The sequence below is a fragment of the Nocardioides sp. NPDC006273 genome (assembly GCF_040613495.1).
Classification (GTDB): Bacteria; Actinomycetota; Actinomycetes; order Propionibacteriales; family Nocardioidaceae; genus Nocardioides.
The window spans coordinates 18663-31647 of the sequence record NZ_JBEXSD010000007.1 but is presented as its reverse complement, the minus strand read 5'-3'; the positions used below and the strand labels follow the sequence as shown (position 1 = coordinate 31647).

The following is a 12985-nucleotide window of genomic DNA, read 5'->3' as shown; positions in this document are numbered from 1 at the left end:
GATGCGTCGCAAGTGGCTGTGGTTGATGAAGAACACGCTCAACAGGGTGACGACGCGGGTCGCTCGTTCCGGACACGGGCCGTTCTCGCTCGTGCGTCACGTGGGGCGAAAGTCGGGGAAGACGTACGAGACTCCGATCGTCGTCGCGCGGGTGCCGGAAGGCTTCATCGCGGAGCTGACGTACGGCGAGGACGTCAACTGGTATCGCAACATCGTCGCGGCCGGAGGCTGCGAGCTGTTCGTGGACGGGCAGTGGCACGCCATCTCTGCGATCGAGCCCTATCCGTCAAAGGAAGGCCGAGACGCATTCGGCTATCCGGCAAAGCTCGTGCTGCAGGCGCTGCAGAAGGACGAGTTCAGGCTGCTGCGTACGGCCTGATCAACTGGGCGGGCTGTCGGGTGCGCTGAGTGCGCGTAGGTGGTTGCGGAACTCAGCGCCGTCGGCGGGGGAGCGGTACTCGAGTTCGTGCGCGACCTCGCTGGCGACTAGCAATAGGCTGGGTTGAGACCGTCGCTCGTGGTTCAGGGCAGCGCCGGCGAGCTCGAGCGCGGTGACAGGACTGCCGTCGCGGGCGGCGAGGACGGCCTTGGTCAGCTGCGCCTCGGCGAGTCGCATCGGGCTGATCACGGTGCCGTCGGGGCGGGTGCTGGTGGCGATGACGGTGTCGGCCATGGCATCGGCAATGCGTTCGCGGCCGTGCAGGGTGCGGTAGGCGTCCATCGCGTAGAAGGAGGCCTTGGTCGGGTCGACGCTGAAGTGGTTGCGTACGTTGCTGGGCAGGTCGTTGCTGTCCAGGACCTCGCGGACCCGATCGAGGGCGACCTCGGTCTTGTGACCGTCCTTCATCCGGGCGTACGCCTTGGCCTTCTGCGCATGGAGCTGCGCGGCGATCGAGGCGTTGGGAGCACAGCGGATGCCGGCGTCGGCAGCTGCGATCACGTTGGGCATGTCGCCTTGGGTGAGTGCCATCCATGCGCGGATCTCCCATGTCCAGGCGGTCATCACGTTGTCGCCCAGGTCCGCGGCGAAGCCCTCGGCTGCGACGCGTTCCTGGTGGGTGGCCTGCTCGTCGCCCTGATCCCACATGAGGCACGCCCGGAGAAGCGACAACCAGCCGGTGAGGTGGATGACCCGCTCGTGGCCGGCCAGCGACACACGTCCTTCATGTACGAGAGCGGCGAGCTCCTTCAACCAGTCGTCGACCTCGATGGTCAGCGAGCGGGCGTCCTGGGCTGAGTAGGCGGTGCAGAGGCGCTCGACCTCGGCCTCTGCCTGTGCGAGGTGGGCTTCGCCCACCTTCGGCATGCGCAGGGCGGCGACCAGGTCGGTGAACTCGGTCGGGCTCAGTCGGTCCGGCACGTTCTGGTTCGCGTGCGGGCGCTGGGCGAAGAAGTCGGCGACCGGAAGGTTGAACATCGCCGCGATCGCCTGCTGGGTCTCGGACGAAGGGTTGGTGATTTCGCCACGTCGGTAGCGCTTGAACATCGCGAGGACGGAGTCGAGCTGAGTCTCTTCGTGGAAGGGCGACAGGGCGATGTAGTGCATCGCGGTCTCCCGGTTGCTCCAGCCCATGGCGGCTTGAAGACGAACCAACTTCTCGTGCCACTGCTCAGCCATCCGGCCTCCCGGTGCGTTCGGTGTCTCGTCGCGCGCCGAGGCGACAGGACGATTCGCACAAACCTAACAACGAAGACGGAGACTGGGCCTGGTGACCTTCTTGCGTATCTGCAGCGTCACGACTTCAGGCTGCTGCGTACGGCCTGATCCTGTGGCGAACTAGGCTTCACCGGGTGTCCAGCATGGTGATGAGTGCCAGCAGTGAGGCTCGTCGGCTCGTGGCGCCCCTCGGGCGCCGCTGGTCGCATGTGCAGTCGGTGGCCGCCTCGGCTGCTGATGTCGCAGCCAGGATGGGGTTGGACGCCGAGACGCTGGTCGCCGCGGCTTGGCTTCATGACGTCGGCTACGCCGACGAGTTGCGCGAGACCGGCTTCCACCCAGTTGACGGTGCCCGCTTCTTGAGACGCACGGGGTGGAGCGAAGAAGTCGTACGTTTGGTGGCCCACCACTCGTGCAGCAGGTTCGAGGCCGGGCTGCGCGGGTTGAGTGACGTGCTCGGTGAGTTTCCCCGCCCGTCGCCCGAGCTCGAGGATGCGCTGTGTTTTTGCGACATGACGACGGGGCCAAGGGGCGGGCGCGTGACAGTGACGGATCGGCTGGCTGAGATCCAGGTACGTTACGGGGAACGCGACATCGTCGCTCGTTTCGTGGACGCTGCGCGTGGCGAACTCGTCGAGACGGTGCGCCGGGTCGAGGACCGTCTGGCGACGGCCGGGTGATCAGGGGCTGGGATCCAGGTGTGGGTCGCTGTGGTTGAGGGCCCACTCGATCCTGATGCGCTGGCTTCGGTCCATCTGAAGGGTCGGAACGATCTCGGGCGAGACCCACTCGACGTGGGTGCTCTCGGCTGACGGAGTCGGCTCACCGGCGACGTAGCGGCCGGAGTAGATGATCGTGAATTCCTGGCGTACCTCCCCGTCGGAGGTGTACTCGATGCGATGGCGAGGATCGGTCCAGACCCCCACCATGCCCGTCACCTCGATGCTGATGCCGGTCTCCTCGACCGTCTCGCGAATCGCACACGCCGTCATGGACTCGCCCGGGTCCATCGCCCCGCCTGGCATCGACCAGTTGCCGTTGTCATTGCGGCGGATCAACAGGATGTTGCCCGTGTCGTCGCGTACGAATGCGCCGGCGCTCGGTTTGACGCTGTTGACGTCGGGAGCGGAGGGGTCGTCGTACCAGTCGATTCTGCGGCCCATGGCAACTCACCCTATGGGTGCAGGCAGGGTGGCTTTCTCCCAGACGCGGTCGAAGGCCTTCTCGTAGTAGCCGAACAACCCGCCAGTTCCGACCCGCTCGTAGTGAAACACCGGCGAGTCTTTGGCGCTGATGCCGTGGGTGTGTGGGTTGACGAGCATGTCGTCGTCGAACCGGTAGATGGAGACGTACAACGGCACGTCATGGATCCGGACCTCGACCCCCGGAAGCGTGCGTACGTCGCGGAGATAGTCCAGCGTCGAGGCCGCGCGTGCGGGGAGGGTCGGGAGGCCTTCGGCCACGCCTCGCCGCTGGACCTCTTCCGAGTTGGGATCGCCGAGCGCGATCCTGACCTGTCCGTCGGCGGCAGCCATCCGTCTGATCTCGCGCGGTAGTCCGAAGGCCTCGACCACGAACCCGCCGGAGTAGACCAGCACGTCGAGCCTGCGGCTGACTCGTGATGACAGCGCGCGCCACACATCACCAGGGATGCTGTCTCGTGTCGGCCACAACGTGATCAGCTCGGACGACGTCGCGGCGGTCGTACCCGGACCCATCCGGAGGCTCGGCCACAGATACGTCTCGTCGTGACCCAGGGTGGTCGCGACGCGAGCACGGGTGCCGCGATGCGGTACCCGGTCCTGGGTGAGCCAACGCTCCACGCTCTTCGGATCCACGCCCACGGCGGCGGCCAGCCCTGTCGTGGTCATGTCGTGAGCAGCGAGTGCGGATCTGAGCCTGTGGTTCGGCATGCCTTCAACGTAGCGGACAAACGTCCCCATATGTCCCTAGCGGGAGGTGCAAACGTCCCGGCCTCCGCGGTCATGGTGGTTCAAGTCCCCGGCGCGCCGGGCGCACACGGCATCGGAGCGCTGGGGACCTCCAGTCCGAGACGACTCACTGCGAAGGAACCCGATGAGCACGCACGCGCTTGCAAGCGCCACTCGCCCCGGCCGGCCTCGCGTGATCCCACGCGCGGCAAGCGCGCTCGCACCACGCGACGAGATCCTCCAGGCGGCGGCAGAGCTCTTCGTCAACCGTGGGTTCGCGGCGACCTCGACGCGGGATATCGCAGAGAAGGTCGGTATCCGGCAGGCGTCGCTCTACTACCACTTCGAAGGGAAGGCCGGCATCCTCGCTGAGCTCCTCGAGCGCTCGGTGCGGCCCAGTCTCGAGAAGGTCGAGGAGATCGAGCGGGAGTGTCCGGTCGACGTCCCGGAGGCGGCGCTCTACCTGCTGGCGCTGATCGACGTGGACACTCTCGCGACGGTGCCGCACAACATCGGCAGGCTCTATCGGATGCCGGATGTCCGGAGCAGCGAGGTCTTCGAGGAGTTCCGGCCTGCGTTTCGGGAGCTGGTTGCTGCGTACGGTCGGCTGGGTGCTGGCATTGTGAGCAGCCCCGTGGCCGCTGCGCTGGGCGTGGACCAGCTGGGTGGGCTGCTGATCCAAGTGGTCGAGGTGGTGATCCGGATCCGTTCTCGCGGTGACGAGGTCACCGGTGCTCATGCGCGGGCGATCGCGGCGACCTGTCTTCGGATTTGCGGCACCTCGGAGGAGAGGATCGCTCGCGCTGCGGTCGTGGCCGACGAGCTCCTGCCAACGTACGTCGGGGGATGAACTCGTCGTGGCACGGCAGTTTGCCAGCAACTTCAATTGACGACGAGAACCGATCGGGATGAGCCGAGGCAGTTCGACGCGGCCGAGAGCGAGTCCGCGTCGAGATAGGCCGAGACCTCGTCCAGCGAGACGGTTCCTCCGCTGAGGTCAGGCAACTGACTGCCGGTCGCGACAGTGAAGTCCTCTCCATCCTGGGACAGCGTGACGGCTTGGCGGGATTCGTCCCACTGCGATCCCGCCGGCCAGATCACCAGAATGTCGTCCATCTCGAGACAGCCGTCGTCGAGCACAAGCGTGCCGGCGAACATGGCCTGCATGCTGAGCGGCATGGGTCGATGGGTGATCAGCGTGACGTCGCTGGCGTCTGCATATGTCGGGTTCTGAGGGCTGTTGAGCGTGTGCATCCCCCACCAGCCGGCGCCGAGCACGACAGCAGCAGCTAGCCCGGCAATGCCCCATCGGACTGCGGTCCGTGGGCGGCCGGAATGCCGAATCTCCTCGGCCGATCGAGGCTGGTAGTCCCAATCCTCTGAGGTGAGGGCTGAGCGAATGTGCGCGTCGTCTTCCATCTTCATATCCCTCTCCTAGTCCAGGTCTGCAGCCAAAGACCGCCGAAGAGCTTCTCTGCCACGGGACAGACGCGACTTGACCGTGCCGGGAGGCACGTCGAGAAGAGCAGCGATGTCATCGACCGGTAGATCCTCGATGTAGTACAGAACCGCGACTCGGCGTTGATCGATGGGCAGAGCGTCAAGTAGGCCGAGCGCATTGGTGAGTGGCGACCCAGCGGCGATGTCCGGCGTGGTCGCGTCGACCAGCTTCAGGCGAGCCAGGGCTCTTTGGAGCCGTTGAGTTGAGCGCCAGTCGCTGACACAGAGCCGCCACGCCACCGTTCGAACCCATCCGACCGGGTCGTCGCCTTCGAGCTTGGGCCATCGCCTCCACGCGCGAAGAAATGCTTCCTGGGCACAGTCCTCTGCGCGGGTGAGGTCGCCGCAGGCCAGGTAGAGAGACCGAACAAGCTGCGCCGACCGCGCGTTGTAGAACGCGTCGAATCGGGCCTCGCGGTCGTGCATCGGCTCCTCCAGACGAAAGTTGCTTCCCTGCCATGGTTACGCCGGCGGGCTCGACCAGGTTCCGTTGGCGCGCGAGTTTCTTGCTCATCGATCAGGACCCGAGGAGTCGGGTTTACGGATCCGAGCGGGGAAGGCCGATGACGGCGCTAGGCGGGCAGACCGCGATCAGGGGTTGGGATCGAGGTGGGGGAAGTTGCGGTTGAGGGCCCAGTCGATCCGTACGCGCTGGCTGCGGTCCATCTGAAGGCTGGGAACGATCGTGGGATTCACCCACTCGGCGTGGGTGTTCTCGGCCGACGGAGTGGGCTCGCCGGCGAGGTAGCGGCCGGCGTAGATGATCGAGCACTCCTGGCGTACCTCGCCGTTGGTGGTGTTCTCGATGCGGTGGCGGGGGTCGGTCCAGATGCCGACCAGGCCGGTCACCTCGATGGTGATGCCGGTCTCCTCGAACGTCTCCCGGACCGCGGCCGCGGTCAGCGACTCGCCGGGCTCCATCGCTCCGCCCGGCATCGTCCAGTTGCCGGTGTCGTCTCGGCGGATCAACAGGATCCGGCCCGGGTCGTCGAGCACGAACGCGCCGGCGCTGGGCCTGAGGCTGTTCACCTCGGGGGCCGACGGATCGTTGTGCCAGTCGACTCGTCGGGCCACGCGGCTCCCACCATGGGTGCGAGGGCGTGGTGGATATACAGACGTGTCTGATGTCGGCCGAGATCCCACGGTGCCGAGCATAGCCGAATCTGCCGAGGTCAGGCGCACAGAAGCAGGCTGTGCCGGTGACCGGCTCGACTCCTGACGCAGAACCAGATCGAGCGGAAACGTACGGGGGTATCGAACTGGCGCGAGCGGAGTCGGCCGCCGGCCTCGGCAGCTGACTAGCTCGTGACGGCGCCGACGGCGGCTGACTGCACCGTACGCCGGTACTTGCCGAGCACGCCGCGAGGATACTTCGTGGGAAGTGGCTCCCAGCCGACCTTCCGCCGCTCCAGCTCCTCGGGCTCCACCTCGACCTCGAGGGTGCGGTTGACGACATCGAGGACGATGGGGTCGCCGTCGCGTACGAAGGCGATCGGGCCGGCGTCGACGGCCTCGGGGGCGATGTGGCCGACGCAGAGGCCTGTGGTGCCCCCCGAGAACCGGCCGTCGGTGATCAGCAGGACGTCCTTCCCGAGACCGGCGCCCTTGATGGCTCCCGTGATGGCAAGCATCTCCCGCATGCCCGGGCCGCCCTTCGGGCCCTCGTTCCGAATGACGACGACGTCGCCTGCGGCGATGTGACCCGCTTCGAGGGCGTCCATCGCGGCGCGCTCACCGTCGAAGACTCGGGCGGTGCCGCGGAAGACGGTGTCGTCGAAGCCGGCTGTCTTGACGACAGCGCCCTCGGGGGCGAGCGAGCCCTTCAGGATGGTGAGACCACCGGTGCGGTGGATCGGCCGCTCGAAGGAATGGATGACCTCGTCGTCGAGCGCGGGCGGGCTCAGCTCCGCGAGGTTCTCAGCCATGGTCTTCCCGGTCACCGTGAGGCAGTCGCCGTGGAGCAGCCCCGCGTCCAGCAGCGCCTTCATCACGACCGGGATCCCGCCGATCTTGTCGACGTCGTTCATGACGTACTTGCCGTAGGGCTTGAGGTCGGCGAGGTGAGGGACCTTCTCGCCGATCCGGGTGAAGTCGTCGAGAGTCAGGTCGACCTCGGCCTCGTTGGCGATGGCCAACAGGTGCAGCACGGCGTTGGTGGAACCGCCGAGGGCCATCACGACGGCGATGGCGTTCTCGAAGGCCTCCTTGGTCATGATCTGGCGCGCGGTGATGCCCTTGCGCAGCATCCCGACCACCGCTTCGCCCGAGCGGTGGGCGAAGCCGTCGCGCCGTCGGTCAACGGCCGGGGGAGCGGCCGAACCGGGCAACGACATGCCGATCGCCTCAGCGACAGCAGCCATCGTGTTGGCGGTGTACATGCCCCCGCACGCGCCCTCGCCGGGGCAGACCGCCTTCTCGATGCGGGTGACGTCCTCGCGGCTCATCTTTCCCGCGATGCACGCCCCGACCGCCTCGAAGGCGTCGATGATCGTGACGTCGCGGCCGTCGACCTGCCCGGGCATGGTCGAGCCGGCGTAGAGGAAGACCGAGGCGAGGTCGAGCCGAGCAGCCGCCATCAGCATGCCGGGCAACGACTTGTCACAGCCTGCGAGGAGTACGGAGCCGTCGAGCCGCTCCGCGCTCATGACGGTCTCGACCGAGTCGGCGATGATCTCGCGCGACACCAGCGAGAAGTGCATGCCCTCGTGGCCCATCGAGATTCCGTCGGAGACGGAGATGGTGCCGAACTCCAGCGGAAAGCCGCCGGCCGCGTGAACGCCGTTCTTCACTGCCTTTGCGAGCCGGTCGAGGGACAGGTTGCAGGGGGTGATCTCGTTCCACGACGATGCGACGCCGATCTGGGGCTTTGCGAAGTCGTCGTCGCCGAGGCCGACGGCCCGCAACATGCCTCGGGAAGCGGTGGCCTCCAGGCCATCGGTGACGGCGCGCGACCTGGGCTTGATGTCAGGTGTGTCGGGGCTGAGTGGGTTCACATGTACGAGGCTATCCCGCTGACGACCTTGACGATCGGTGCGGCGCCGACTCACCCCGAGCGTCGCGGGAGTCGGTCCTGCGGCCCCGGCTCAGGTGCAGCGCGCTGTTGACCAGGCCGACGAGGCTGAACGCCTGCGGGGTGTTGCCGAGGTGCCGGCCGGTATGCGGGTCGTACTCCTCAGCGAGCATGCCCACGTCGTTGCGCAGCGACAGCAGCCGGTTGAACAGCTCCTCGGCCCGTTCGGTCTGACCGATCCCGTGGAACGCGTCGACCAGCCAGAAGCTGCACGCCAGGAACGCCGCCTCATCGCCTGGGAGACCGTCGGCTCCACCGTCGGCGCCGGTGTCGTAGCGCAGCAGGAAGCCGCCCCGGTCGAGCTCGCGAGCGACCGCTTCGACGGTGCCCACCACTCGCGGGTCGTCCCACGGCAGGAAGCCGACCCGCGGGATCAGCAGCAGAGAGGCATCAAGCCCCTGGGACCCGTAGAACTGGGTGAACGTCCCCCGGGACTCGTCGTAGCCTCGCGCACACACATCGGCGTGGATACGCGCCGCCAGCTCGCGCCACTCCTCGACGTCTCCTTCGAGACCGTGGTCCTCGACGGAGCGGATCGCTCGGTCCACCCCGGCCCATGCCATGACCTTCGAGTGTACGAAGTGTCGACGGGGCCCGCGCATCTCCCAGAGTCCGTTGTCCGGCTCCGTCCAGTGCTCCTCCAGCCAGTGCAAGAGCGCGCGCTGCAGGTCCCAGGCCGAGTCGGTGACCTCCAGTCCGGCCTCTCGGGCGAGGTACAGGCCGTCGAGCGCCTCACCCCACACGTCGAGCTGATGCTGTGACGCAGCGGCGTTGCCGACGCGCACCGGGCCGGACCCGGCGTAGCCGTCCAGCCAGTCCAAGGTGGACTCGGGCAGCCGCTGGGTGCCGTCGAGGCCGTACATGATCTGGAGCCGGGCCGGGTCGCCGGCGACAGCGCGCACCAGCCATTCGCGCCAACCTGCGGCCTCGTCGATGAAACCTGCTCCGAGCAGTGCTTGCAGCGTGAACGTTGCATCGCGTAGCCAGCAGTAGCGGTAGTCCCAGTTCCGTACGCCGCCGATCTCCTCCGGTAGGGACGTGGTGGCGGCGGCGACGATGCCACCGGTGGGCGCGAACGTCAGCGCCTTCAACAACACCAGCGAGCGGCGTACCTCCTCCTCCCAGGGACCTTGGTAGTTGCATCGCTCGGCCCAGTCGTTCCACGTTCGGCGAGTGTGCTCGAGTGCGCGGCCCGGATCTGCCGGCTCGGGCCGCGGCAGGTGGGAGAGCTGGTGGGTCAGCACGAACGACACATGCTCCCCTTCACTTACGGTGAAGGAGGCGCGCAGCTCCTCGTCCTCGAGGCGAAACGGCACATCGGCATGGAGCCAGACGGCGTCGGGACCAGCGATTGCCGAGACCACCGTGGGGCGAGGTTCTGCGTGGTGCCGAGCATCCTGAGATCTCGAGCCCGCCGCCGACGTGCCGACCGGCTCGTCAGCGAGGCGCACCCACGGTTTCACCCGCCCGTAGTCGAAGCGCAGACGCATCGTCGTCGACACGTCGACCTCTCCGCTGATGCCTTCGACGATACGTACGACATCGGCGGCATCCCCGCGTGGCGGCATGAAGTCCACGACCTCGATCACGCCTTGGCTCGTCTGCCACCTGGTGCGGAGGACCAGTGAGTCATCCTCGTACCGGCGAGAACAAGTGTGGGCGCCGTCGACCGGTGCGATCGTCCAATGGCCGGCCGAGCGATCGTGGAGCAGGGCTGCGAAGCATGCCTTGTCGTCGTAGTCGGGCAGACACAGCCAGTCGATGGAGCCTTCTCGGGCCACCAAAGCTCCCGTCTGCATGTCGCCGATGAGCGCGTAGTCCTCGATCGGGATGGATGCCGTCATGCGAGATTCTCGTCGAGCTCGATGACGACCTTGACGTCGTCCGCGGCTGACTCGTCGAACACCTCGACGGCGCGGTCCAGTGGTACGCGGGTCGTGAGTAGGCGTCGCAGCCAGTCGATGTCGGCAGCCGCAAGCGATTCGGCAGCCGCCTGGTAGTGGCGCAGGTTAGCGTTGACGGAGCCGACCAGCGCGTCGTTCTCGAGCACGATCTCCCGGTTGAGCGAACCGGCGTCGACATCGAGCCTCCGGCCACCGCTGGAGACACCGGTGAGACACACGATGCCGTACGACGCGGTCTCCGCTATCGCACCGAAGACCAGGGCTCCCACGCCGGTGGCCTCGATGACCACGTCCGGCTGCGTCGAGGCGGCGACCTCCTCGATGCTCGTACGGTGGTAGGTGGCTCCCAGGTCTCGGACCAGGTCCGGTTTCGGCCCGTCGGTGACTCGATCGAGCACGTGAACATCAAGCCCGCGCTGGGCCCCGATCATGGCCGCAAGCAGTCCGATCGGTCCCGCCCCGGTGACCAGGACTCGTCGTGGGTCGAACCATGCTCGCTCGCCGATTCTCTCGACCTGCTCCCATGCCTTCGCGACCACACTCGTGGGCTCGGTGAGGACTCCCGCGACGCCGAGGCCGCTGTCCACCTTCACTGCGAAGTCTGGTTCGACCGTCCACAGCTCGCTCGCGTAGCCGTGCCGTTCCTTGATGCCCCGCTCGGTGTACCGGCCATTGCGACACATGTCCCACTCGCCGTGGGCACACGCACCACAGGGTTCCGGGTCCGGGCGACGAACCACACCAGCCACGAGGTCGCCGCGGGCGAACCGGGAGCCCGTCGGGGCCCGCTCGACGACACCCAGAGACTCATGACCCAGCACCAGCCGGCCGTCATCGGACGGTGCCCATCCGTACTCGCCCCTGACGATCTCTTTGTCGGTGCCGCACACACCCACAGCCAACCCACGGACGAGAAGCTCGTCATCAGCAGGCACAGGGTCTGCGACCTCCGACACCTGTGCGGAGCCGGCTTGCGATGGGGCGACGGTGAGAGCGCGCATGTCACCGAGGTACCCCGCCAGCGCTCCAGGTATTCGGCGCGTGCGGCCGGCTGTATCACTGCGAGCGTGCCAGCGATCGCCGCAGCCGCCGCGTCGCTCAGCCGTCTGCTGACGCTCCTGCGACGCCGGTCGGCAGCGACTCGACGTACTCCTCGCTCGGCCCGAAGTCGGGGTCGGGATGGACCTCGACGTGGGTCGCCGGGCGGGTGTGGCCTAGGACGGTGACCTGATTGGTGCCTGGGCGCCACAGGGGAGAGGGGGCGTACAGGCGGCGTTGGGGGCCGCGGCCCCACAAACGGCCGAGCAGGGTGCCGTTGAGCCAGACGAACCGGTCGCCGTCGCCAGGGACGGCGAGCCAGCCGTCGGCGGGTGCCTCGACCTCGAGGTCGGCGTGTGGGATGCCGTCGAGGTCGTGAACGTCCCAGCGGTCGAGGGGTGCGAGGTGGTGGTCCCAGCCGTGGACGAGGCGCCGGTCCACCTGGACACCGCCGAGGATCCCCTTGTGCTCGCCGAGCAGCGGGCCGTAGTTGACGCGGCCGAGCGCCTCCACGACCAGGGTCAGCTCGGCGACCGCGTCGAGGCCGGGAAGCGTGAGCACCGCGGGCTCGGCGTCGTCGCGGTCGAGCATGCCGAGCGCGCGCCCGTCGAGGAAGACGTACGCCCGGTCGTGCAGTCCGCGCACGGTCAGGTGGACGTCGTGGCTGGGCAGCGTGACCGAGGAGCGGTACGTCACCAAGCCGGTGTCGACGCCGAGCTCCTCGAAGCTCAGCGGCCCCGCCGCGTGCGTCGCCGGCCCGCGGGTCACCAGCGGGAGGAGATCGGCGCCGCGCGAGAGCGGCGCCGAAGAGAACGCGTGACGGGAACCGGTCGCCGGCAGCGCTGGAAGCTCGTCGACCGTGCGCCCGGTCGCGGGGGCCAGGATGTCGCGGTAGAGCCGGAACTTCTCCGAGACCCGGCCGTCCTCGCCGATCGGGGCGTCGGAGTCGTAGCTGGTGACGGTGGGCTGGATGCGGCGGCCGTCGTGGTTGGAGCCTGCCCAGAGCCCGAAGTTGGTGCCGCCGTGGGCCATGTAGACGCTGACCGAGCCGCCGAGGTCGATGATCTCGCGCAGCGTCGCGGCGGCGCTCTCGGGGGAGCGGACGTGGTGGTTCTCGCCCCAGTGGTCGAACCAGCCGTTCCAGAACTCCGCGCACAGGAACGGCTCACCGGGCCGTCGTGATCGCAGCATCGTGTGGGCCTCCTCGGCGCGGCTGCCGAAGGTCGCCGAGGCGAGGGTGCCGTCGATCATGCCGGCGTCGAGCATGACCTCGGTCGGGCCGTCGGCGGTGTAGAGCAGCTCGGTGACGCCGCGGTCGAGGAGCGCCTGGCGGAGCCAGGTGAGGTGGGCGGCATCGTCGCCGTAGGAGCCGTACTCGTTCTCCACCTGCACCGCCACGACCGGCCCACCATGGCCCGCCTGGAGCGGGACGATGTGGGGGAGCAGGACGTCGAGCCAGCGTGCGACCGCGTCCTGATAGACCGGGTCGGTGCTGCGCGGCGCCCGGGTGCGCGCGGTCAACCACGACGGCAGCCCGCCGTTGGTCCACTCGGCGCAGATGTACGGCCCGGGGCGCACGATCACGTCGAGCCCGAGGTCGCCGGCGATGGTGACGAAGCGAGCCAGGTCGCGGGGACCGGTGAAGTCCGGGGAGCCCTCGTCCGGCTCGTGGAAGTTCCAGGCGACGTAGGTGTCGACGGTGTTGAACCCGGTGGCAGCGACCCGCCGGAGCCGGTCCTCCCAGAGGTCTGGGTGGATGCGGAAGTGATGGATGGATCCGGACAGGATCCGGTGGGGGAGGCCATGTCTCACGAACTCGCCCTCGTGCCAGGTCAGGGCGGGAGTCGGGCCAGGTTCCTTCGCTGCAGTCACACGGACAAGGGTA

At 67.8% G+C, this 12985-nt stretch carries 13 protein-coding genes; 3 read left to right on the top strand and 10 right to left on the bottom strand.

Annotated elements, in window-relative coordinates; translation table 11 throughout:
• Position 1 precedes the first annotated feature (1 nt).
• Positions 2-379, top strand: a complete 378-nt coding sequence (locus ABZZ22_RS04935; protein ID WP_354927403.1) for a nitroreductase family deazaflavin-dependent oxidoreductase — start codon at positions 2-4, stop codon at positions 377-379.
• Here the strand turns inward: ABZZ22_RS04935 and ABZZ22_RS04930 are convergent, their stop codons facing one another.
• Complete coding sequence (locus tag ABZZ22_RS04930) at positions 380-1618, bottom strand: hypothetical protein (RefSeq protein ID WP_354927401.1); 1239 nt, start codon at positions 1616-1618, stop codon at positions 380-382.
• Between the two features lie 182 nt (positions 1619-1800).
• On the opposite strand from ABZZ22_RS04930, the gene ABZZ22_RS04925 reads away from it, so the two are divergent.
• Complete coding sequence (locus ABZZ22_RS04925; protein ID WP_354927539.1) at positions 1801-2337, top strand: HD domain-containing protein; 537 nt, start codon at positions 1801-1803, stop codon at positions 2335-2337.
• Here ABZZ22_RS04925 and ABZZ22_RS04920 read toward each other — a convergent pair whose 3' ends face one another.
• Both ABZZ22_RS04920 and ABZZ22_RS04915 read right to left on the bottom strand, forming a co-directional pair.
• Positions 2338-2820, bottom strand: a complete 483-nt coding sequence (locus ABZZ22_RS04920) for an NUDIX domain-containing protein (protein WP_354927399.1) — start codon at positions 2818-2820, stop codon at positions 2338-2340.
• Between the two features lie 6 nt (positions 2821-2826).
• On the bottom strand, positions 2827-3570 hold the full coding sequence (locus ABZZ22_RS04915) for a helix-turn-helix transcriptional regulator (protein WP_354927397.1): 744 nt from the start codon (positions 3568-3570) through the stop codon (positions 2827-2829).
• 163 nt (positions 3571-3733) lie between these two features.
• Between ABZZ22_RS04915 and ABZZ22_RS04910 the strand changes: the two genes are divergently transcribed.
• On the top strand, positions 3734-4438 hold the full coding sequence (locus tag ABZZ22_RS04910) for a TetR/AcrR family transcriptional regulator (protein WP_354927395.1): 705 nt from the start codon (positions 3734-3736) through the stop codon (positions 4436-4438).
• Positions 4439-4470: 32 nt separating this feature from the next.
• On the opposite strand, the gene ABZZ22_RS04905 is transcribed toward ABZZ22_RS04910, so the two are convergent.
• The 7 genes from ABZZ22_RS04905 to ABZZ22_RS04875 all read right to left on the bottom strand — a co-directional run bounded on the left by ABZZ22_RS04905 (position 4471) and on the right by ABZZ22_RS04875 (position 12972).
• The gene (locus tag ABZZ22_RS04905) at positions 4471-5013 is read right to left on the bottom strand and encodes a hypothetical protein (protein WP_354927393.1); all 543 of its coding nucleotides are present in this window, start codon (positions 5011-5013) and stop codon (positions 4471-4473) included.
• Between the two features lie 9 nt (positions 5014-5022).
• Positions 5023-5514, bottom strand: coding sequence for a sigma factor-like helix-turn-helix DNA-binding protein (locus ABZZ22_RS04900; protein ID WP_354927391.1), 492 nt, complete (start codon positions 5512-5514; stop codon positions 5023-5025).
• A gap of 165 nt (positions 5515-5679) precedes the next feature.
• Positions 5680-6162 carry an NUDIX domain-containing protein gene (locus tag ABZZ22_RS04895; RefSeq protein WP_354927389.1) on the bottom strand — a complete coding sequence of 161 codons (483 nt, stop codon included), beginning with the start codon at positions 6160-6162 and terminating at the stop codon, positions 5680-5682.
• A gap of 224 nt (positions 6163-6386) precedes the next feature.
• Positions 6387-8081 carry a dihydroxy-acid dehydratase gene (gene ilvD, locus ABZZ22_RS04890; protein WP_354927387.1) on the bottom strand — a complete coding sequence of 565 codons (1695 nt, stop codon included), beginning with the start codon at positions 8079-8081 and terminating at the stop codon, positions 6387-6389.
• Positions 8082-8091: 10 nt separating this feature from the next.
• Positions 8092-10002 carry a glycoside hydrolase family 15 protein gene (locus ABZZ22_RS04885; protein ID WP_354927385.1) on the bottom strand — a complete coding sequence of 637 codons (1911 nt, stop codon included), beginning with the start codon at positions 10000-10002 and terminating at the stop codon, positions 8092-8094.
• On the bottom strand, positions 9999-10997 hold the full coding sequence (locus ABZZ22_RS04880; protein ID WP_354927383.1) for a glucose 1-dehydrogenase: 999 nt from the start codon (positions 10995-10997) through the stop codon (positions 9999-10001). The genes ABZZ22_RS04885 and ABZZ22_RS04880 overlap by 4 nt, the downstream gene beginning before the upstream one ends.
• Positions 10998-11160: 163 nt before the next feature.
• Entirely contained in the window at positions 11161-12972 is a 1812-nt protein-coding gene (locus tag ABZZ22_RS04875; protein ID WP_354927381.1) for a beta-galactosidase family protein, read from the bottom strand.
• Between the last annotated feature and the right edge of the window lie 13 nt (positions 12973-12985).